General features: G+C 48.1%; 18 protein-coding genes. 4 read left to right on the forward strand and 14 right to left on the reverse strand.

Annotated elements, in window-relative coordinates:
* Nucleotides 1-55: 55 nt before the first annotated feature.
* The 5 genes from IT774_RS02555 to IT774_RS02575 form a co-directional block, all read right to left on the reverse strand.
* Nucleotides 56-553 carry an Ig-like domain-containing protein gene (locus IT774_RS02555; protein WP_195811196.1) on the reverse strand — a complete coding sequence of 166 codons (498 nt, stop codon included), beginning with the start codon at nt 551-553 and terminating at the stop codon, nt 56-58.
* A gap of 9 nt (nt 554-562) precedes the next feature.
* The gene (locus IT774_RS02560) at nt 563-2,146 is read right to left on the reverse strand and encodes a DUF4331 domain-containing protein (RefSeq protein ID WP_195811197.1); all 1,584 of its coding nucleotides are present in this window, start codon (nt 2,144-2,146) and stop codon (nt 563-565) included.
* Nucleotides 2,147-2,944: 798 nt separating this feature from the next.
* Nucleotides 2,945-3,694 carry an endonuclease/exonuclease/phosphatase family protein gene (locus IT774_RS02565; protein WP_195811198.1) on the reverse strand — a complete coding sequence of 250 codons (750 nt, stop codon included), beginning with the start codon at nt 3,692-3,694 and terminating at the stop codon, nt 2,945-2,947.
* Nucleotides 3,682-5,868, reverse strand: a complete 2,187-nt coding sequence (locus tag IT774_RS02570) for a VTT domain-containing protein (protein ID WP_195811199.1) — start codon at nt 5,866-5,868, stop codon at nt 3,682-3,684. Before IT774_RS02570 ends, IT774_RS02565 begins: the two co-directional genes overlap by 13 nt.
* 281 nt (nt 5,869-6,149) lie before the next feature.
* Nucleotides 6,150-6,737: a porin family protein gene (locus IT774_RS02575; protein ID WP_195811200.1), complete on the reverse strand. Its 588-nt coding sequence runs from the start codon at nt 6,735-6,737 to the stop codon at nt 6,150-6,152.
* Between the two features lie 594 nt (nt 6,738-7,331).
* Here IT774_RS02575 and IT774_RS02580 point away from each other — a divergent pair.
* Nucleotides 7,332-10,187, forward strand: coding sequence for a TonB-dependent receptor domain-containing protein (locus IT774_RS02580; protein WP_195811201.1), 2,856 nt, complete (start codon nt 7,332-7,334; stop codon nt 10,185-10,187).
* An 81-nt stretch (nt 10,188-10,268) separates the two neighbouring features.
* On the opposite strand, the gene IT774_RS02585 is transcribed toward IT774_RS02580, so the two are convergent.
* Both IT774_RS02585 and IT774_RS02590 read right to left on the reverse strand, forming a co-directional pair.
* On the reverse strand, nt 10,269-10,823 hold the full coding sequence (locus IT774_RS02585; RefSeq protein WP_195811202.1) for a hypothetical protein: 555 nt from the start codon (nt 10,821-10,823) through the stop codon (nt 10,269-10,271).
* Between the two features lie 392 nt (nt 10,824-11,215).
* Complete coding sequence (locus IT774_RS02590; RefSeq protein WP_195811203.1) at nt 11,216-12,172, reverse strand: carbohydrate kinase family protein; 957 nt, start codon at nt 12,170-12,172, stop codon at nt 11,216-11,218.
* A gap of 147 nt (nt 12,173-12,319) precedes the next feature.
* Between IT774_RS02590 and IT774_RS02595 the strand changes: the two genes are divergently transcribed.
* Nucleotides 12,320-13,516, forward strand: coding sequence for an ROK family transcriptional regulator (locus IT774_RS02595; RefSeq protein WP_195811204.1), 1,197 nt, complete (start codon nt 12,320-12,322; stop codon nt 13,514-13,516).
* A 92-nt stretch (nt 13,517-13,608) separates the two neighbouring features.
* Nucleotides 13,609-13,902, forward strand: a complete 294-nt coding sequence (locus IT774_RS02600; protein ID WP_195811205.1) for a putative quinol monooxygenase — start codon at nt 13,609-13,611, stop codon at nt 13,900-13,902.
* 38 nt (nt 13,903-13,940) lie between these two features.
* Here the strand turns inward: IT774_RS02600 and cyoE are convergent, their stop codons facing one another.
* The 7 genes from cyoE to IT774_RS02635 form a co-directional block, all read right to left on the reverse strand.
* A complete protein-coding gene (gene cyoE / locus IT774_RS02605) occupies nt 13,941-14,825 on the reverse strand; it encodes a heme o synthase (protein WP_195811206.1) in 885 nt (294 codons plus the stop codon).
* Nucleotides 14,826-14,881: 56 nt separating this feature from the next.
* A complete protein-coding gene (gene cyoD / locus IT774_RS02610) occupies nt 14,882-15,241 on the reverse strand; it encodes a cytochrome o ubiquinol oxidase subunit IV (RefSeq protein WP_195811207.1) in 360 nt (119 codons plus the stop codon).
* Nucleotides 15,241-15,876 carry a cytochrome o ubiquinol oxidase subunit III gene (cyoC, locus tag IT774_RS02615; RefSeq protein ID WP_195811208.1) on the reverse strand — a complete coding sequence of 212 codons (636 nt, stop codon included), beginning with the start codon at nt 15,874-15,876 and terminating at the stop codon, nt 15,241-15,243. Before cyoC ends, cyoD begins: the two co-directional genes overlap by 1 nt.
* Nucleotides 15,873-17,861: a cytochrome o ubiquinol oxidase subunit I gene (gene cyoB / locus IT774_RS02620; RefSeq protein ID WP_195811209.1), complete on the reverse strand. Its 1,989-nt coding sequence runs from the start codon at nt 17,859-17,861 to the stop codon at nt 15,873-15,875. The genes cyoC and cyoB overlap by 4 nt, the downstream gene beginning before the upstream one ends.
* Nucleotides 17,862-17,863: 2 nt before the next feature.
* A complete protein-coding gene (cyoA, locus tag IT774_RS02625) occupies nt 17,864-18,814 on the reverse strand; it encodes a ubiquinol oxidase subunit II (protein WP_195811210.1) in 951 nt (316 codons plus the stop codon).
* Nucleotides 18,815-18,983: 169 nt separating this feature from the next.
* Nucleotides 18,984-19,400, reverse strand: coding sequence for a hypothetical protein (locus IT774_RS02630; protein WP_195811211.1), 417 nt, complete (start codon nt 19,398-19,400; stop codon nt 18,984-18,986).
* Between the two features lie 403 nt (nt 19,401-19,803).
* Nucleotides 19,804-21,102 (reverse strand): mechanosensitive ion channel family protein, encoded by a 1,299-nt coding sequence (locus IT774_RS02635; RefSeq protein WP_408641197.1) that lies wholly within the window; start codon nt 21,100-21,102, stop codon nt 19,804-19,806.
* Between the two features lie 598 nt (nt 21,103-21,700).
* On the opposite strand from IT774_RS02635, the gene IT774_RS02640 reads away from it, so the two are divergent.
* Nucleotides 21,701-22,252: a hypothetical protein gene (locus tag IT774_RS02640; protein ID WP_195811212.1), complete on the forward strand. Its 552-nt coding sequence runs from the start codon at nt 21,701-21,703 to the stop codon at nt 22,250-22,252.
* The last annotated feature ends 14 nt before the right edge of the window (nt 22,253-22,266 follow it).

Genomic DNA, 22,266 nt, shown 5'->3' on the forward strand with positions numbered 1-22,266 from the left:
TGCCTTGTTCGGATAGGGGAAAAATGCGGCCAAAACAATTGGCCGCGAGGGTAGGTTATTGTTCTAACAAATCATCAAAAGCGGCAGGGTCTTCTACATCCTGCGTGAACTCCCGCCCATTGACGGGTAAGGGAGTGTCGGTGGCGTCTTGAGCAAAAGCAGCTCGTACATAAGATGACACCGCTACCTGCTGGGCTTCTACCGTGATGGCGATAGTTGCAGTTACTGGCTCACTTTCTTCATCGGTAACGGCAAATACAAAGCTATCCTCACCGGTAAACTCTTCAGCGGGGGTGTAAGTAAAGCTGCCATCATCGGCTACCGTCACGCTGCCGTTTGCAGGTTCCTGGAAAAGCGAAAAGATCAGGGTATCGCCGTCTTCATCGGTCGCAGAAAGCTCATCACTAAACGGTGTATCAGCCTGCGTAATAAAGTTTTCAGCGACCGCCTCAGGTGCGTTATTTGGTTGTTCAAAAATGTCGTTGTCATCGTCATCATCAAAGCAGCCCGTTAATAACAGACTTAATGAGGTTACTAATAAAACCTTTTTCATAAAGCCTCCTTATTCCGCAGAGCCGGCAATTGGGGTCATCAGGTACGGAAATGATGTGGTCGCGATATCTGCATCTACCGGGGCGCCATCGGTATAAGGAACATTACCGGTGTTTGCATCTTCCGGGGCACAAAGACCCAGATCAGTATCTTCACCATTTACCGGTACCGGGTAGCACAACCTTCCCATTACCACGCGAAGCGCTATATCCACCACATCATCACCGGGGCGGCGGCCGTTAGGAAAGCCTGCAAGATCATCACCGGCAACCCCAAACGCCGATTGTTCAGACGCTGGTGTAGCCGGAATGCCAGTATTTAAACGCATCATTTCAGACGGCGTTACGGTTTGTTGCTGATTGACTCCTTCAACCCCTGTCAAAAACGCCGCGACTAAATCATTACGGGGGAAGTTAGTTGGCGCGATGGTCTCAAAGTCTGTTCCAAGGGTAGAATTAACAGCATCCTTAAACAGGATATTAAGTAGTTCAGGCAACACCGGGTTGGTTACGTAATCAGCAAACTGGCCATCCTCGGCAGGCTCTGCCGCAGAGAAAGTATCTTTATCGCTTAACCCGATAACCAGTTCGTTCACCAACGGATTACCCAAACGTGAGACCTGAGTCATAGCACCGCCATTGACCTCGGGTTTTTCAAAGGTGGCATTTGGGTTCAGGATACGTGCTTGCGGTAAACTGGCGGTAGTCCATCCACCAATTACACCGTTACCATCGCCGGTCAGACATTCTTTTGGCACCTCAATGGCAATCGACGTAACGTTTTTATCTTTCAAATCGTTGTTGGCAGGATCCTGGGTGATGCCACCAGGAAAACCACCACCGTCGTTCGCACCCGGCGCACTATCACCCTCTACGGGGACATAATTAACAAGGTCAAAGGTGTCGCCAAGATTAACCACAAAGGGGTCTTTACGCTGGCCCACAAAAACCTTGCCGTTCGCGTCACAGCCTGCCATCGCAAAACTGTACACAAACTGATCTGCATAACGCTGATATTCTTCAGGGCTGGTAAAGGTTTTGTTACCAATGTAGTCAAGCGGCTTTTGAAAGCTATCGCCTGCATCTGGGGTTAAGCTGGTACGCTCGCCATCTCGCAGATCCCCACTAACCATAGTCATGTCGTAAAGTTCTATAAAATTAGCAGCGCTGGTATCGTCGGCGGAAATCGGACCGATATTTTTAAGTGGCACCTTAATCATTTTCTGATTGTCAGCAGGGCCTACTGGCAGCGCCAGGCCTTCTCCGTCGGCGCCGAGGTTGTTATTAAATTTAAATGAAAAACTAATATCTTCCACCGCATCTCCATCATTGTCGATATGAATGGAGTATTCGGCAGCGGGGTCCATAGTAAAATAATTAGGTCCACCGTACGGATCCTGCAAAGGGATATAGTTAGCGATTAGAGTGACATAGCCTTCGCGCCCACTTTCATAACTGTTAAACATATAAAAGTCGGTGGAGTCTACGGTAGGCATACGAGTGATATTGGGGGCTTCGCGGTGGCTTGATGCCATTGAACCAGAAGCAATAAATGCGGTGGTTAATGCAACCGCCATAGGAGTGAGTTTGTGCATGGGCAATCCCTTTTTTCGATATTGAGAGACTTATCATACGTCTTTAGGATAAGAAAAGACGCGCTATTATGTAAATAAACGGTTAAGTTAATTTAATGAAATGTGTAAATTCATTAACGTAATACATTCCATCTGATTGCTTAAATATAAGGTAAATGTAATGAGAGTGTTTCAGTATTTAAATGCTGCTGGGAAGCTATCTTATTTAGGTAGCGTGATTTAAATAACGCCTTGGCGATATTTTCCTAGAAGGGCAGTATCTTGTTATCATTTTTGATAATCTACCTAATGTCACTGCTCTTCACCCGTCCGGTTTAATCACAAAAAACTCGGCTTCTCTGGGGCGTCTAGTGTGGCTTTTATCGCTGGATAAACCCCTGACTCAGCAGTATCAAAGCCTGCCCGATGTCCCTTAGCCGCTAAAGGGAAAAGAAGACTTAAAGGTCATATAAAAAGTTTATATTTTAAAGCTTTGTTTTTTCTATGAGAGGTAAGCGAGAAGTACTTTCTATAAAAAATTCGGCGCAATTATACCCGGCAAGATAATATTTCAGAGTCTGTGAGGCCAGGTTGCTATAAATATTTATGCAATACAGAATTAATGCGGTCACTCTGTTTCGTATTAAAATTTTACACAGACATAGTTATGGCCGGCGACATTGATTTAGAAGCATATACAAAAGCCGGTACTATCTGGTAGGAAAATGCTCTAAGACCGACATAAAAGAATTTTTATATACGCTTTAGCAGCACAGACTCTGCTCGTTAATGCTGTGCTGCTAAAGGCAACTAAAATAATTAGGCCGAAACCCGTTGCTCAAATGCCACTGGCGCGACACTATCATTTTTGGGTAACACAATATCGATTTGAACCGGCAAGTGATCGGACATGATCCTGGTGCGATCATTTTTAAGCCGTTTGACCCGCCGCACACGAATATCCGAGGATGTCCACACCCGATCAAGTGAAAACAAGGGGAAGCGACTGGGGAAAGTAGCGCCCACTTTATGCTGAGTTAATGTTTCGTCCAGGCCTTTAAAGGCCGAGGTGAAGAACTGCCACTCATTAAAATCGCCGGCCAGTATCAGCGGTGTCGGCTGTTTCTCAAGCTTAGCCGCGATATATTCGTGAAGCTGGGCAAACTGCGAGCGGCGCTCGTGTTTTTGAAGGCCTTTATGGGTATTGATCACAGTAAGAGGCCCATCAGGTGTCTCCACCGTTACAATTTGAATATTTCGTGGCTGAAAGCCATCCTCACTGACATCCAGTGTCTGACTTTCAGTTACCGGAAACCGGCTCAGTAACGCATTGCCATACCAGCCAGCGTCTTCACTAAGCGCGGGTGACGCCACTAGATGATAGACACTCCCTGCACAGATATCGCGTATGTCTTTAATAACCTCACGATCAGCAGGGCGGGTATCCATTTCCTGCAACAACACAATATCTGCATCACGTTCGGCAAGATAATTCCCGATGCGACGATAGTCGTGCTTTTTATCCAAACCCACGCCGCTGTGAATATTGTAACTAATTATGCGACACATTCTTCTGACTTTGCCTTTTCTTTCTGCTTACGTTCCTGATACCAGCGGGCAAATTTTTGCGAGCCCCAGATCATCAGACCCCATAGCACTATACCGCCAACCAGATACGAGATGGTTTGCGGAGAGGGGTTACGGAATATCTGGGTAATCGAATCACCCACTAACCCTTTCGCAATCATTGGGGGAAACATACCTAAAAAGGTCCCCATTAAAAACTGGAACAGGCCGATTGACGAAATACCCGCTACCAGATTTACCAAACTAAAGGGGGCTATGGGTAGCATACGAATAGCTGCAACACCCACCACACCACTGGATTTTAGCTTTTGATCGACCGCTTCTACCTTGGGACCACCAATTTTTTTAAGACCAGCATTACCCAGTAACTTACCGACCCCAAACATAGAGGCGGAGCTCAACAACGCCCCGAGGATTCCATAGATAGGCCCCCATATGGGTCCGAATACAGCGGCCACGGCAATGGATAATACTGTTACCGGGAAAAACAACAGTCCACCTACCAGGTATACTAACAATACGGTTGGAAGAGCAAAATAGGTTCCCCGGCTCTTCTCTAAAAACGCATTTATACTATCGGCACTCAACCACGAAATAGACTGGCTGGCCCAAAACATCAGCCCGCCCAATAAGGCAATAACCAGCACACCAAGCCCAATCATAATAGTTCGGCGGCGCGGATTTTTAACGGGCATAGACTGTCCATCCAGGGTAGGCATCGCAATCAACGGCTCTTCGGGGTCGGAAAATGAACGAAACAGATTATCTGACGATTGTTCAGTAAAGATTTCATCATTAACCTGAGTCAGAATGTAGCCATGGGCCCGCTGATTTTCGATGATAGCCCGTGCTGGCATGGCCTCCTGCATAAGTTCAGCAGTGGTGGCCAGATCGCGGCCGGTATGCTCAGCCAAAAGGTCATCGCGAACCTTTTCGATATGCTGCTGATTGTGTTCGGTATTGCCGTAAAAAACAGTATCAATTTCAGTATCCAGCGTCATTGAGCGGTTGCTCAGGTTCGACGAACCAATCACCAGATATTTATTATCAATGGTCATCACTTTCGAGTGAATACGCTTATAAGCAGAGCGGCTTTGCTCATCAGAAATCGACGAATAAGACATAATGATCCGGGCCGGATCAATATCATTGAACAGTATTTTCTTAAATTCGATGCGACTGGCCCAGAACGCTTCGCATTCAAACCGGCCTTTTGGTTCATATGAACTAACGATGATCACATTGAGGTCAGGACAGGCTTTTAACCGGCTATTAAGAGCTTCGGCAATCTCTTGGCGGCTGGTGAACTGGTTTTCGATATAGATAACCCGTTCGGCCTGATTGATCAGGTCCAGCAACATATTGCGTACTTCCTGCACGGGCTCTACCTCATCCATAAACGGGATGGTACGGGCCAAAGCACAGTCTACTTTCTCAAACCACGGCTGATAGGCAGGGGGCCAGGCCGCAGGCAGTGGATCGTCCAGGGCGTTTTTTGCTCCTTCGCGAATATCGATAGGCTGCGATTCAGCCACCCGGAGCCAGCGCCAGCGAACCAGCTCAGCAAAATCTTTCACCAATGGTCCGGCATATACCGCCTGCACATCATGTAACGGACCATATTCGCCATCAGGGCCATCGCGCTCAGCAGACTCGACAGGGTGATCACGGGTGTCCCAACGATTGGTCGACACATCCATACCACCGGAATACACCACTTCATCATCAATAATAACAATCTTTTGATGCTGACTGCCGCCCATAGGAATGGTGTCATCCAGGACTGTTTCTACATTGTCAGGCGTTTTTTCATCCCACACCTCTTTGGCCCACATTTCGCGCTGCGCGAAAAAGGCCAGTGACGAATCCCAGCGCAACAGGTAGATATTCAGCTCGGGGTTTTGTTCGGCTTTCCAGGCAAGTAAATCGCTGATAACAGAAGGGGCTTCGCTATTGGCCTCATCTTCGCCACGAATAAGGCGGATACGGCTGTCGATATCCCAGCCGACAATAAAGATGGAATGTTTAGCCTTAACAATAGATGAATGCAAAGCTTTGTAATAATTTGCACAATCGATAAGCGGCGCCGCAAAGCTGGCCTTACTGCTTACCCAACAATTCTCTCCTTGCTGAAAAATCGAATTGGAATTCGACATTTGAGCCTCCTGACTTCTGACTATGGCGATCTTTTTTGCTATGAAGATAGCTATTGCACAAAGTGTTCCACAAAAAAGTGAGGAAAAACCAGGGTAAGCGCTTGATGTATAGGCTTTTACCGTTTGGCCAGAGCAGGTGCTCTACCAAAATAGGGTGGGGTCTACAAAATGATATGTAGTTTTTACTTATTACTATATAGGGGTATTTAGTCGTATAAATACAAGGGGTGGGTAAATTCCCACCCTTTGCAGCGTATTGATGGCTGCTATACCACTAAGAACTAGAAGCGGTATTCTACGCCAAGGCTGGCTTGCTTGAGGTCTGTCTCAAAGTCTCGATCACCAAAGTTTTCACCTAATTCTTCGGCATCCAGCTCTGTATCGTAAATGGTATATTCAGCATTGATACTCAGGTTTCGTGAAATGGCGTAATTGACACCGGCGCCGATGAACAGACTCTCGTCATCAAAATCGCCCGATAAGTCAGCGACACTATAATCGCTTTCCCACCACAGCTGGCCACCTTTGACAAATACCGCGAAGTGTTCGCTCAACGGCAGCATGCCTTTAACCGCAGCGGTATACCCATCCGTGTCGGCATTAGACAGGTCACTTCCATAGTCGCCAAAATCAATCATACTGCCTTCAACCGCCAGATACCGATTGAAACGATAGCCTGCCAGGCCTTGCCACATGTCGTTATCATCATCAAAATCGTCCTGGCCATCTACCTTTAGATACCCGTAGTTGCCGCCTACATAAAACCCATCTTTGGCTTGCAGAGTATTTTCGGTCACTTGTGCCGAGGCGAAATTAGTTCCCAATACGCCAATCGTTAATCCAGCCAGTGTAGTCGTTAATGCTTTCATCGTTATATCCTCTCTAAAGAAATACTTAAACAGAGAAAATAAACCTTTATAGAACAGGCTTATCTGTGGCTAAATAATATTCAACATACATGCCATTCTTAATATGTCAAAGAACGCTCAAAAATAACGCGCTACAATGATGGTAGATTAAATTTAAATCAAATTGGGCAGTATTTAACCTTACCTTATATTCAGATTTACGAATGTTGTGTATTTTTTTCAGGAGTTTTGTAATAATTTTTAGTCACTGCATCCATAAATTCGAACTACTAAAAGTGAGATGCATTGCTGCGAAAGACGTAAGTGAGCACTATTTATACTCATTATTTATAGTTTTATATAAATAATGTTGCGCGAATGTTTCAGTCGTTTGTTTTTTAATCCTTAGGGATTATTAGGTAATCAATATATGCGGAAATTATTAATATCAAATAAATGCTAACTATTAATAATTTCAATCAAAAGTTTTGAAATTTTATTTCTTCTAATTAGAATACAGACAAGAATTGATTAAAAAATAAGAAAAATAGTCATTCAATTTGGCTGAACATGAGTTCACCAAATCCTACCTTTTTACACTTTTAGGAATTGAAGATGAAAAACCTTTCGAATGCAGTCCGGCTGGCGCTGGTCTCCAGTGCGGCGTTTGCCTCAGGGAATGCTCTGGCCCAGGACACACAAACACAAACTGCAGATGCTAATGTAGAAAAAATTCAGGTAACTGGCTCACGTATTTCGCGTCAGGGCGCGATTGCTCCATCGCCAGTCACCGTGCTTAGCGGCGAATCCCTGATGAATACCGGTGCGATGAATATCGGTGAAGTGTTAAATGAGCTACCAGCTTTTGCAAGCACTTATTCAATGGGTAACTCTGGTCAGTATATTGGTACTGCCGGTCTGAACATTCTTGATCTTCGCGGTATGGGTGTGGATCGTACTTTGGTACTGGTAGATGGTAAGCGCCACGTTTCCAGCTCTGCCGGCAGCTCGGCAGTGGATACCAATACCATTCCGGCCAGCTGGATTGAACGGGTGGAAATTATCACCGGCGGTGCTTCTGCGGTGTATGGTGCCGATGCGGTAACGGGTGTGGTTAACTTTGTTCTGAAGAAAAATATCCAGGGCTTCGATGTAAGCGCGACACGCGGTTATGCCAATGACAACAGCTACCAGAACGAAAAATATCAGGCATCTTACGGTATCAACTTTGATGATGATCGCGGTAACATTGCGGTATCTGCAGAATACAGCGCGCAGAATCGTTTAAGTGCCACCGAAAACTCTCAGACTGCCACGTCTTACCGCAGCATTGCTTATGCAAAATTTTATGGGGAAGAGAGAACGGCAGAGCAACAAGACTCACTGGCTTACCCTGACAATATTTATACGCCCAATGCCGGCCTGTATGGCATCAATGAAGCTGGCGTATTCGATGGCTATTCACAAACCTTCAACCCTGATGGCAGCTTGAAAAGTAATTATGCGGGTGAAATCACCGATGGCGCTAACTGCGTAAACTGTGATTATCTGAACCTGAGCAAATTTACCGATCTACAGCCTGCATTTGATCGCACTAACCTTAACCTTAAAGGTAACTACGATCTTAACGACGATACGCTGATTTATGCACAGGCAAAATACTCTCGCACCCGTGCTGAAAGCCGAGGTCAGCCGGCATTCTTTTTCTTCGATCCCGTTAATACTGTAAGCATTGATAATCCGCTGCTGGATGACTCGGTTACTGACTATATGCGTAACCAGGATCTGTCGGAAATCACCATCAATCGTATGATGTCCGATCTAGGCCGTCGTATTGAAGATGATGAACGTGAAACCACTCGCTTTGTGCTGGGTGTTGAAGGTTTGGTGGCTGACGTATGGGAATATGAAGCCTACCTGAATTATGGTGAAACAGAGCTGGAACGTGTTAACCGTAACAACCTGGTGTTTGCTAACTATGAAAACGCGCTTAATGTCAAAGCAGACCGCTTCGGCACCGCGTATTGTGCAGACCGGGAAGCACGTCTTGAAGGCTGTGTACCGGTTGATATCTTCGGCTATCAGGCACCCAGCCAGCAAGCAATAGATTACATCAACACCACGTCTACCGGTACCAGTACTATTGAACAATACAACGCCGCTGCCACCATCTCTAATGCAGGAATTTATGAATTGCCTGCAGGGTATGTCGGCTTTGCAGCAGGGGTTGAATACCGCAAAGAAAAAAGCGAAATCAACGAACCTGACAATGCCGGTGGCACCTTCTTTAATGCCCTGGGCGAAGATCGCGGCGAGTATTCTGTAGAAGAAATCTTCTCAGAGGTCACCGTGCCGGTGCTTTACGATTTGCCAGGGGTAGAATTGCTAACGGTTGATGGTGCGATTCGTATCGCTAATTACAGCTCTGTAGGTAATGCGACCAGCTGGAAACTGGGTCTGGACTGGGAAGTATTTGAAGATCTGCGTCTGCGAGCGACCCGTTCATCGGCCTTGCGTGCACCTAATATTAGCGAACTATTCGGTGAAGCCAGCGAAACTTTCTTTACCGTGGATGACCCATGTAAAACAGAAAATATTGCCGAATTATCCGCCGACTCTCAGGGCGTAAGACAAGCCAACTGTGCAGCGTTAGGGGTACCGGCCGAGTTTAACAGCAGCTACGATGATAGTTCAATTCAAGGTGAGACGGGCGGTAACCGTGAGTTACAGGCCGAACAGTCTGTATCTGAAACCATTGGTCTGGTCTATCAGCCTGGTTGGTTTGACGGCTTTACGGCTACGGTTGACTACTGGAAAATTGAGCTTACCGATGCGATCTCCAGCGTGGGTGCGCAAACCATTCTGGACCGCTGTGCCGATTCACAATCGGGGGTCGATAATACCTATTGTGGATTAATTACCCGTAATGACGCCAGCGAAATCGCGCTTATCGAAAGCTATGCACTGAATCTGGCAGGCCAGGAAGCATCAGGTATCGATTTTGAGCTGGGTTACGATTTTGATGCCTTAGGCGGAGCCTTCCGTTCTAACATCATTGCCACCTACCTGGACGAGCGTAAAGAATTCCCGTTCCAGGAAAACGAGGGGGAATTCTACCAGTACGCCGGCACCGAAGGTGAAGCAAACTGGCAGGGTACATTCTCACTAAACTACGATCGTGGTGACTGGGAAGCCAGTTGGAAGACACGCTTTATCGACCGAGTGAGCCTTTATACTGATCAGTCGCTGGCGTTAAACCCTAACCCCAGCAGCCTGATGGAAAATGCGTCTTATGCCGTAACGGACGTCACGGTTGGCTATAACTTTGCCAATGGCGTAAGTGTATCAGTGGGCGTAGACAACATGTTCAATCGCCAACTGCCACTGGGTACTACCGGCACCGGCTCGTTCGATGGGGCCTACGATAACATTGGCCGTTTTGGCTATGTAACCGTAGCTTACAGCATGTAAAAGCCGCGTAATGGGATAAAAAAGCCGGTGTTTGCACCGGCTTTTTTTAATCCTGCTGTCGGTGTGTTCTCAAGCACTGAACTAGGCCGCTGCCATCGCCTCCCCGCCGGTCTGGCAATGTGCCGACTGTAGCACTGAAGCAATAAAATCCTGCTCATTAAAGGTCAGCGGATCACTAAATGGTTGCTGCTGCTCAACAAACTCTCTTTTAAAGACAACGGCTTGTAATGGCTGGGTGTTCTCAGCCAAACCTGCCACTGTCTGACCCGGGTGGGTGATCAGCAAATCGGCGTGAATGGCTTGGGCAAACCCGCGTGCCGTTCTGGTTTCATCAATGATTTGGCCATTGTGGCGAAAGGCTACATAGCGGCCGGTAAGCTGGCTGAGCGCGTGTTGATAGCAGGTATAGCGACACGCCTTAGTGCATCTGACATAGCTGGCCTGATTTCCCAGTGAGGCGATAATATCAGCCAGACGGGCGCCGTCGCGGTATTGTTCGCCCGAACTGTCTACCACAATAATATGGGCCCGGGGGAAAGACGACGAAATAGCTGAAATACGCGCCAACGCCCCGGCGTCATCTTCGTGAGTGGCAACAATAAAATCCAGATCCTGACCTTTATTAAATGAATGCATGGCTGTTCCAACTCCCTGTTTAGTTACTCGATATGCGGCGAGGGCATGACAAAAAATGCGCTCGAACACAGACATTACGCATACGTATGCAAAGGCTGTGCACAAGCTAATATCAGGCTTTAACGAAACTTCAGATAAAATGGGTCATCAGCCTTGCCCCGGTGCTATGAGCGAGCAAGGATGGGGGACACAGTCAGGCTCTATGTTCAGGGTAAAACAAACCAGCAAAAAGAAAACACAACTGAAGCCAGTTAAGTCGCTTAAATTGCTTGGCAGAAGCCGGGTAAGTGCCCCATGTTGTTACCCGATTGCAACATGTTGGGGCAATGTTCATATCACCCAGGCAGCTCGCAAGGGCAGGCCGGGCGGCCGGCCCGTGTTGGCAATCTGGTTCAGTTAATATCCTGCGTGCCGGGAAGGGCTTCAAAGGCGCCAAAACGGGTAACCGTATGCGCGCCACATTGCATGGCAAAAGACAGGGCAGATAACAAACTGGGACGGTCGGTGACCCATTGGTTAAACTGGGCAGAGCGGGGTAGTGCCTGACCCAGTGAGTACAAAAAACCGCCTATAAATGCATCGCCTGCGGCGGTGGTATCTTTTACCGTGGTGGCAGGTACGTCACACTGGCCATTATAGTCACGGGTATAATAGCGCACCGGTTGCGGCCCATTAGTCAACAGTACCAGCTGTACTTCTTGTGCTAGCCATTGCTCAATCACTGATTCCCAGCGGGCACCATATAATAGCTCCAGCTCATCAAAACTGGCTTTGATAATGTGCATTTGTGCGGCTGCTTCAAATATGCGCTGGGCAATGGTCGCGGTATCATCACTCCAGAATGCCGGACGATAATTAATATCCATACACAGCAGGCTGTGTTGTTGGCGGGCACGGGCAATCAAAGCCTGAGCACTTTGGCAAAGCAGGGGTAAGGAAAAGGAACCCGAACACAGGTGTATCAAGGTGCTATCACTTATTTCAACGGCATCTGTATCTGCTGAGCTTATCTGGGTGTGCGCAGCATTTTCCAGATAAAAGTCAAAACTGCGTTCACCGTCTTTGTCCAGACTTACAAAGGCCAGTGCGGTTTTGGCCTCACTGGTATGCACATACTGGGTATCCACCTGATAGGTATTCAGGGTGTTAGTCAGAAAGCGGCCAAACTGATCATTGCCTACTTTTGAAATTAAGGCGCTGTGGCCACCCAGTTTTGCTACCGCGACGGCCACGTTAGCCGGCGCACCGCCGGCAAATGGCTGAAATATCTGCGCGGTAGGTGCGTCGGGGTCCGTGGTAGGGGTGCCCAGCATATCAATAAGGACTTCGCCCAGAGCCAATACCTGCATAACTGTATCCTTTTATACCTGATTAAGCGTTTATTAACGCCTGACTAGCTGCAATAGACAAACAGTATTTACGAATTCAGCGAATAAATCAACCAGGTTTACTTAAGGCTGGAATTATGGGATAACAGCGTTATCTGTAAATTGACCATGTCTGAACCTGAAGTGTATACCAATAACAAGCTTTCAGCCTGTTCCTCATTTTGTGAGCAGTTGCCATTAAGCGCAAACGCCCGGCGCGCCCTAACCCTGTTGCGCAGTGGTCACGCTATGCCGAAAGCAGACATTGCCAGAAGCCTGGGGATTAGCGCGCAGGCGGTAACCAAAATGTTTACGCAGCTCGAAGCGCTGGAGCTAATCAAACGCGGTACGCCTGATAAAGGCCGGGTGGGGCAGCCCACCGTCCCTTTTATGTTAAATCCTCGCGGCGCGTTTAGTCTTGGTCTGAAAGTCGGAAGACGCAGTTTTGTGCTGTCGCTGATGGATCTATCCGGGGTGGTAATTGACGGTTATCAGCAATCTTTTGATAGCCCTGAAACCGATGAGCTGGAGCAATTTGTCAGCACTCACCTGCCGCTACTTTATCGACAGTTGAGTCAGAAAGAGCGCACACGGGTAGTAGGCCTGGGCGTGGCGATGCCATTTGAAATCTGGAACTGGCCGGCCTATACCCGGGCCCCGGCGGTTCCACTGGAGTACTGGCAGCACTACGACATTATCGGGGCGTTACAACGTCTATCAGGTTTACCAGTGCAACTGTGTAATGACGATACCGCGGCATGTGAAGCAGAATTACTGTGGGGCAACTACCCCGAACCGGCCAGTTTTGTGTATGTTTATATCGGAAGTTTCGCCGGGGGCGGAATTGTGCACCATGGTCAGGTGTTGTACGGCGCTCACCATAACGCTGGCGCCTTAGGCTCACTGAGCGTACCGGATCAGGCAGGCGACCCGGCGCAGCTTCTAACCCAGGCATCGCTTTATTCGCTGGAACAGGGACTGGATACACAGCAGTGGGCAGCACTGTGGGATGGCGACACTTACTGGCCCGGACTTGCCGAAACACTGAACCCCTGGTTACAACAAGCCGCAAAAGCGCTGGCTTATGCCGGCCTTAATTGTCAGGCAGTACTCGATACACAGTACCTTATCATTGAAGGCAATCTGCCAGAATGGGTAAAAGCGCAGCTGGTGGCCGCTACCAATGAGCAGCTAAGGCATCAGGACTGGCGGGGACTGCATGCTATTGAGGCGCGCCCAGGATTCGTGGGGGGTAACGCACAGGTTCTGGGCAGTGCCAATTTACCGTTAGCCAGCCGGCTGTTTTTACATACGCCGGGCCAGTAGAATTTGATTTTGATGGATCGTAGAGGGGGAAACTACGTAATCTATGGTAGTGCTTTTTTGTTTTGATTTCGATAACCGCAAAGGATCAGGCTATGTTAACTGTTGTTGCTACCTTACAGTGTACTGAAGAAAATCTGGAACATGTCATCAGTGCTCTTAAAACCCTGCAATTTTACTCACGCCAGGAAGCGGGCTGTGAACGCTACGACATCGCCCGGCGCATGACGGAGCAGCATATTGAAATTGTGATCACTGAGCTTTGGGCCTCTGCAGCTGCCCTTGAGACACATTTTAATGCGGACCATTTTACCCGCTTTAGTGCTCAGGCCGAAAAGATCGTGCTAAACAGTGAAGTGAAAAAATACGAAGTGATTGAAGCAGAGTAAGAAGATAAAAAAATGGCTCCTTAAAAGGAGCCATTTTATCAATTGAATACGAACAGCTGGGGGGCGACGGTATGATAGTCGACGGCCATCGCGATACTCAGTATCGTAATATTGAGAATCGAAAAACCAAAGACCTGGCGCGCCCATCTGGTTTCATCTACATCGCTACGGTAACCACGCAGCGCCATAACCAGCCACCAGATGCTGGTGGTAGCAGCCACAGCCATAAAGCCCAGGCCAGTATAACCACTTAACGGCAATAACATGGTCACCAATGCATAAACGGCGATATAAAGCACAATATGCAGTTTGGCTTTTTCGATGCCCTGGGCCACCGGTAATACCGGAATATTAGCCGCTTCGTAATCTTTGTAGCGGAAGATGGCAATGGCGTAAGAGTGCGGCATTTGCCACAGACTGAACATTACCAGCAGGATAGCAGCGCCAGCGTCAAACTGGGCGGCTACCGCACAATAGCCAACTACCGGCGGGACCGCTCCGGAAAGGCTGCCTACCAGCGTGCCGTAAACTGAATTCCGTTTCATATACAAGCTGTAGATGCCAACATAAACCACGTAGCCAAGGGCGGCAAAAAACACAGCCACCGCATTGGTGAAGTAGGCCAGCAGGGCAAAACCTGCTATTCCTAATACTACACCATGAGCAAACGCGGCTTTCACAGACATCTCACCGGTCACCGTTACCCGGGTTTTGGTGCGTTGCATGCGTGCATCGATATCGCGATCAATACAATTATTGATGGCGCAACCAGAAGCAACAACCAACGACAAACCAACCAGGGTAGCCACCATCAGTAACCCGTCTATGTCGCCCCGCGAGGCCAGTAAAAAGCCTCCGGCGACAGAGATAAGGTTACCCATGATGATACCGGGTTTGGTTACCTGTAAATAACGTCGGAACATTTAATCAGTTTCTCCCGCTAACAACTTTAATATCGGGATGTGTACCAGCCGTAAGGCTAGTACATCATCATGGCGTTGGACTCGTAGATAATCCAGATAGATAAACCTACAATCATCACGATAACCAACGCACTGAATAAAAACGAGAACGTGCTGGCACGGCCGTCTTCGGTAGCGAAGTTAAGGTGCAGGAAAAATTTCAGGTGAACCCACAATTGCACGATTGCAGTGACCACGACAATCCACAAGGTAGTGGTTTTACTGAAATCCCCTTCCATCACGGTCCAAAACGGAATCACGGTCAAAATCACCGACAATACAAACCCAATAATATAGGATTTTACATCGCCGTGATTTTCAACATGTTCCTCTTCGGCATGCCCAGGGGTGGTTGAATGAGAATGACTATGGCTCATTACATCGCTCCAATCAGATAGACAACGGTGAATACACAGATCCAGACAATGTCCAGGAAATGCCAGAACAGGCTTAAGCAGCTCAGGCGCGTTACCGTTTGATTACCCAGGCCGCGGCGCAGAATTTCGATGATCATAATCGTCATCCAAATCAGACCCGCGGTCACGTGCAAACCGTGCAATCCTACCAGGGCAAAAAAGGCTGATAAGAAGGCACTTTCACCCGGGCCATTACCGTTAACAATCAGGTGATGGAATTCATAGATTTCCATACCGATGAACGCGGCACCAAAGGCAAAGGTGACACCCAGCCACAGCAAGGTTTGAGCTTGCTTTTGGGCGTGGGCGGCAATCATTGCAAAGCCAAAGGTAATACTACTTAGCAATAGCGCGGCGGTTTCTACCGCCACAAAGTCCAGTTCGAAAATGTCTTTGCCTGACACCCCACCGGCGGTGTTCATAAACAGCACCGCGTAGGTTGCAAAGAAAGATGCAAACAACAGACAGTCAGTCATCAGATATAGCCAGAAGCCAAATATCGTATCACCGCTGGTATCGTGGTGTTCATGGTCATGACTGTCGTCATGACCGTTCACATCATCATTAGGATTTAAGCTTGCTGCATTTGAACTCATGCTTTTACCTCTTCTGGCGCATTACTTATGTGTTCATGCTCAATGCGTTTGACCTCATCTGGCTGCACGTAGTAGTCGACATCCTTGGCGTAACAACGCTGAATGTAGAACGCAATTGCACCCACCAGACCCGCAGCGGCTAACCACCAGATATGCCAGATCATGGCAAAACAGAAGACAGTCAAACTACCACTGATCAACACACCAGCCGGTGTATTTTTCGGCATATGAATCGGCGCGTATTTTTCATACTTCTGATACGCCTCGCCTTTTTCTTTCATGTCCGTCCATGTGTCGATATCGTTCACATGGGGAATTTTGGCAAAGTTGTAGAACTGAGGCGGTGAAGCCGTTGACCACTCAAGCGTATGACCATTCCACGGATCGCCGGTGGTATCGTCCAGTGCTTCGCGGTTCAGGAAGCTGACAACCAACTGAATAAGCTGGAACAAAATACCAAAGGCAATCACCACCGCACCAAAGGCGGCAATGTACAGCCAGATATTCCAGTCTGGATTATCGGTTGAGTTAAGACGACGGGTCATACCTAAAAAGCCCAGTACGTACAGCGGCATGAAGGCCAGTAAGAAACCAATCTGCCAGCACCAGAACGCTCGTTTACCCCATTGCTCATCCAGCTTGAAGCCCATGGCTTTCGGGAACCAGTACACAAAGCCGGCCAGATAACCAAATACCGCACCACCGATGATGGTGTTATGGAAGTGAGCAATCAGGAACAAACTGTTGTGCAGAACATAGTCAGCGCCAGGAATAGCCAGCAATACGCCGGTCATACCACCGATAGTGAAGGTCACAATAAAGCCAATTGACCAAAGAATCGGTGTGCCGATAACCAGACGACCCCGATAAATCGTGAAGATCCAGTTAAACAGTTTGACCCCGGTCGGCACCGCAATAATCATGGTCATTATGCCGAAGAATGCATTCACATTGGCACTGGAGCCCATGGTAAAGAAGTGGTGCAACCAAACAATAAAGCCAAGAATGGCAATCGCGCCACTGGCATACACCATCGACTTATAGCCAAACAAACGTTTCGCGGTAAAGGTTGAGATAATCTCAGAGAAAATACCAAACGCAGGCAGAACCAGAATATAAACTTCAGGGTGACCCCAGGCCCAGAACAGGTTGATATACATCATCGAGTTACCACCCGCTTCATTCGTGAAGAAGTGGAAGTCCATGTATCGGTCAAGCGTCAGCATCGCCAGTACCGCTGTCAGAATTGGGAACGACGCGGCAATCAGGATGTTGGCCCAGGTACAAGTCCAGGTAAAGATAGGCATTTGCATCAGCTTCATACCCGGCGCACGCATCTTAAACACAGTTACCAGGAAGTTGACTGCGGTCAGTAGCGTACCGAGCCCGGATATCTGCAAGGCCCAGATGTAGTAATCAACACCCACCCCCGGACTGTATTGGAGTCCTGACAATGGTGGATAGGCAACCCAACCGGTTTTAGCAAATTCACCCAAGCCTAAAGACAGGTTAATAAGAATCGCACCACCAGCGGTGAGCCAGAAGCTCAGGTTGTTCAGGAAGGGGAAGGCCACATCCCGGGCACCAACCTGCAACGGCACGATAATATTCATCAGACCGACCATAAATGGCATGGCCATAAAGATGATCATGATGACACCGTGAGCGGTGAAAATCTGGTCGTAATGTTCCGGCGGTAAATAGCCTTCGGCCCCGTTAGTGGCTAGGGCTAACTGCGAGCGCATCATTATTGCATCGGCAAAGCCGCGCAGTAGCATGATAAGCGCCAGAATAATGTACATGATACCAAGACGTTTGTGGTCAATGGAGGTGATCCAGTCGTTCCACAATACGCCCCACTTATCATATTTGGTGATTAGGACAGCAAGTGTGATGCCTAATATTGCCACCACGGTCAGCGTAGTCATGATGATAGGATCATGATACGGCACCGCTTCAATTGATAATTTACCTAAGAAAGACATGGTTACTCCTTGGCCCCATTTTCATGAGCGCCTGAGTGCGACGAAGCTTTTTTCGCGCCTTCATGGTGCCCCTGGACTGCATTTTTCGGTTTGCTGTAGAAGCTCATATCACCGTGATCCTTCATGAACCGCATGATGATGGTGTGGAACAGATTGTCCTCTACATCAGCAAAGTAGGTCACCGGATGATTCTCGGTCGGTTTCGCCAACGCATTGTACTGAGCCATATCCAGCTCACCACCTTGCTGCTTCACTTTCTCAACCCAGGCGTCAAAGTCGCCTTCAGTTGGTGTGGCAATGGCGTCAAATTCCATTCCGGTAAATCCTGAACCGCTGTAGTTTGCCGAAATACCCATAAAGGTACCGGGTTCGTCAGCGATTAGGTGGAGTTTGGTTTCCATACCTGCCATTGAATAAATCTGGCTACCTAATTGCGGAATGAAGAATGAGTTCATCGTGCCTTCAGAGGTAATCTTAAAGGCCACTGGCTTATCCGCAGGGAAAACCAGTTCGTTCACAGTGGCGATGCCCTGTTCGGGATAGATGAACAACCATTTCCAGTTAAGCGATACAACTTCAACAGTCATATGCTCACCCTTGCCTTCAAGTGGCTTATAAGGGTCCAGAGCGTGGGTTGATTTCCACGTAATAACACCCAACACAATGATGATCAGCACTGGAATAGACCAGACCGCTGCTTCAATCTTTGTCGAGTGAGCCCATTTGGGCGTGTACACTTCAAAATCCCGGCTCGCGCGATACTTCCAGGCGAAATAGAGGGTCAGTACGATTACCGGAATAACAACGATGAGCATCAAAAGTGTGCAGATAATGATCAGCCACTTTTCTTCAACACCTACTTGTCCTTTCGGATCGAGAACCCCGCCACTACAACCTGCTAGTGTTAACACGATGGCGGTAAGAGCAATTTTACTAAGGTTACGAATAAGCAAAGGAATTTTCCTACAACCCAGAGGTTTACTATCCTGCCGTTCCGCAAGCAGAACGACGCTCAGATCTTAGGGACGCACACCAGGGCGGTCCCATCATTTTAAGTCGGTCGATACTGCGTCCAGCTTGCTACCCGCTGTCAATACAATGGATAGCAAACAGGCCGCATTATCAGCCGTGACTTAAAGGGGGCGCGCGCGAGCCATGCGTAAGTTGACGACGTTGGCTGGCGGCAAAAATTTGGAGCGTATATCGCGTTTTGCGAAGAATGACACCCGCCCGGCGGGCCGGTGTGCTCTGAAACAGGCTGGTAAGTAACGAAGATTTAAATGAGCCGCACATTACCGAGTAGGCCACAAGCAGGCCCAAAAAGGCGACGGTAACCGGGCCGATGACCGGGTTTTCAATAACTGCCGAAACCACATCAGTGGAATCGGCCAGCGACCCGCATAGCATCAGAATAATATTGAGCGCTGCAATGAACAGCGTCATGCCAAAACTACGACAAAGCCAATGCACACACGTACCCATATTCTGCTCTAGCAGAACACTGGCTTTCGCGAATGTGATGGACGGTAGTAACGACATTATTCTAATACTCGTATAAGTGTTTGGTGGCGAAAAATTCGTCATCTGAGAAATTTGCCGCGAAAGGATAGCAAAATAGATGTCTTAGGGAAACGAGATTTAACAGGCAAAGGGTTAAGATACTTCGCATTTGTGTAAATGAAGTGTTAATTAAATTATAACCTTATGATTTAAAATAATTTTATCTAAATTAATATTACTTAACCATACGGTCAGGTTATCAATAAAAGATTATTTTCGGTTATTTAGATAATGACTATTAGAGTCTTTGTAAGGTATTGAAGTAAAAGAGGGTATTTGTAATTGTTTAAAAGGTGAGCAGCTTGTTTTTTGGGCTATGGCGGCAAGTGCGTTATTTTTAAGGCCGGTTATCAGGTGTCAGCCTGATAACCGGTCAATAAGTTTATTTTTCGATAATACGAACTTCCCGCTGAGGGAAGGGGATCTGGATATCATGGGCGCGCAGGGTTTCAAATACGGTCAGTAATAAGTCTCCCCCCACACGGTTTTTCCCATCATCGATACCTTCCATCCAGAACTCGACAAACATGTTCACCCCGGAGTCGCCGAAGCTGTCAATTTCGCAATCGGGGCGCTCCTCAATGGGGATATCGTCACCGCTTAACACTTGCGGGTGCTCCGCGATGGCGGCTTTTATAATCTCCACCATCGCACGTATATCGGTTTGATAGGCGACTGAAAAATCTATCCGATAGCGTTGTTTAGGATCTTTATGGGTCCAGTTTACCAAAAGCGAGCTGATGAACTTTTCATTGGGGACCAGAATGTCTTTGCCATCGTAGGTTTCCAGTACCGCATAACGCATTTTAAATTCGCGAACAAATCCTTTGGCACCATCTTCCAGCTCGACATAATCGCCCACCGTTAGGGATCTATCGAGCAAGATGATAATCCCGGAGATAAAGTTAGAGGCAATCGTTTGCAACCCCAGGCCAAGTCCGACACCCAGCGCGCCGCCAAATACCGCCAGTGCCGTGAGATTGATGCCCATTACATTAAGCAGCAACAGCACAATCACACAAAACAGGGTCACTTCGAAAAGTTTGGCAAAGACTTCCTTGGTGGTGATATCCAAATCCCGGCGATTACGGATAATGTCTTGTCCCATGGTATTAGAGGTGCGTCCAAGCCAGAACAGCAATACCCCAAACACGATAACCCGGGTTATCCCATAGGCCGAGACATCTACATTTCCTACCGAAATAGATATGGCTTCCAGCGTCTTGATAATGACCGGTAACATGCCAATGAGATGAGCAAAGACAATAGGCAGGCCCACGTAACGCATGAAGATAGCGACGGCGCGGTTGCGGACAAAGCCATTGATACAGGAATTCAAAAACAGCAATACCGCTACTATCAGCGCCACATCAAGCAGCCAGGGATCCAGTTGAAATTGCGTACCAAGGGTGGTGGAAAATTTCAGCAGAATAATGGTAAATAACGGAAACAAGGTGCGGCCCAACTGAAAACCAAACCATGTAACCGAATGCGTAGCGCTGGTGGGTGGATGGTGTAAAAACGGGATCCGGCGGCGCACCTGCGTGGCTGTAATCAGTCCAATCAAATAGATAACGGCAATGATCACCAGTTGCAATAAAAAAGCCGGGCTGGTCAGGGCGGCCAGGGTTTTGCCCAGCGCCTCTTGCCAGACCAGATTCAGGGTATCTAACGACAGCATTATGGTATTGCCTATCATTCACAAAAAAAGTTCAGACAGGCTTTGTAGCGTGAACAGCAAATAAGGTAAAGCACAAATCGCAGCAAATGCGCAATAAAAGCAGGGCTGTCGATAGACAAGTAGTTTGCCGCGAGCGAGCAGGAATTCTCCTAACACCGTCAGCTGAGCACATGCTCACTGCAGGCTTAACGCCGGGTGCGATGAAGCCACTATTGCCTCATAAGGTCTTTGACACTTATATAACAATCGCTTACCAGCGAATCGAGCATATTATCCCGCGAGACCTGTCCCGGTTCAGCAGCGGGTTTCAGACCCTGCAGCATGTCGATTTAGATTTAAGTTTATGATTTTTTTGATAACCAGAACTTTTAGGGCCGCTGAAAGCTGGTACCCGAGTATAAATTTACATACCGCATGCCGACCCTCTACCACTAAGCTCAAAGGAGACGCAGTTCATAGGCTAATTGATGTGTTGTCATGGTGCTCTTTGGTGCGTGTTTTAGTGCCCTGTCCCCGCCAGAGTATCCGAAAGACTAAAGGTATCAGTGGTCCGAACTCGCTATGTTAGTAGTGAATGAAAAGTAGAGTAGGATACTCAATGTCAAACCCCTTATGGGCCTTCATTATAAGCGCATTTGTACTGCTGACCACTGTTTCGCAGGTCAGTCGCGCCGCAGTTACGTCGCCCCAGCCTGAGGTTAGCCTGGGCCGCCCAGGTTCGGCTTTTGCCGGCAATACGGTGTGTGTCTCCGCCGTCCTGACGAACAGCGGTGAGCCGGGCTACGGCCCATACTATCGGCTAATTACTGATGAGCTGTTGACGGTACACTCGGTGACCGCGTTAGGTGAGTCGATTGATATTGAGCCTATGGGCATATTTTCAGAAGATAATAGCCAACTGTTAACCGACAGCCGCAGCACCACGGACGTGACAGGCAGTATCGGGCAAACCCTGGCGCTGGCGTCATTACCCGTAGGCTCAGTCGTGGCTGGCGGGCCTGCACTCAATGCCAGCATTTGTCTGACCATCGACTCTGCCGCGCCTATGGGGGAGCCGCTACACTTCAATGTCCAGCCGGTCTATGAGTACGGCGACAGCGCCACCGGGACAACGACGCAATCATCGGTACCACTGAGCCGGGCACGGTAATACCAGCCGTATTT

Origin of the sequence: Salinimonas marina, assembly GCF_015644725.1 — a bacterium.
Classification (GTDB): Bacteria; Pseudomonadota; Gammaproteobacteria; order Enterobacterales; family Alteromonadaceae; genus Alteromonas.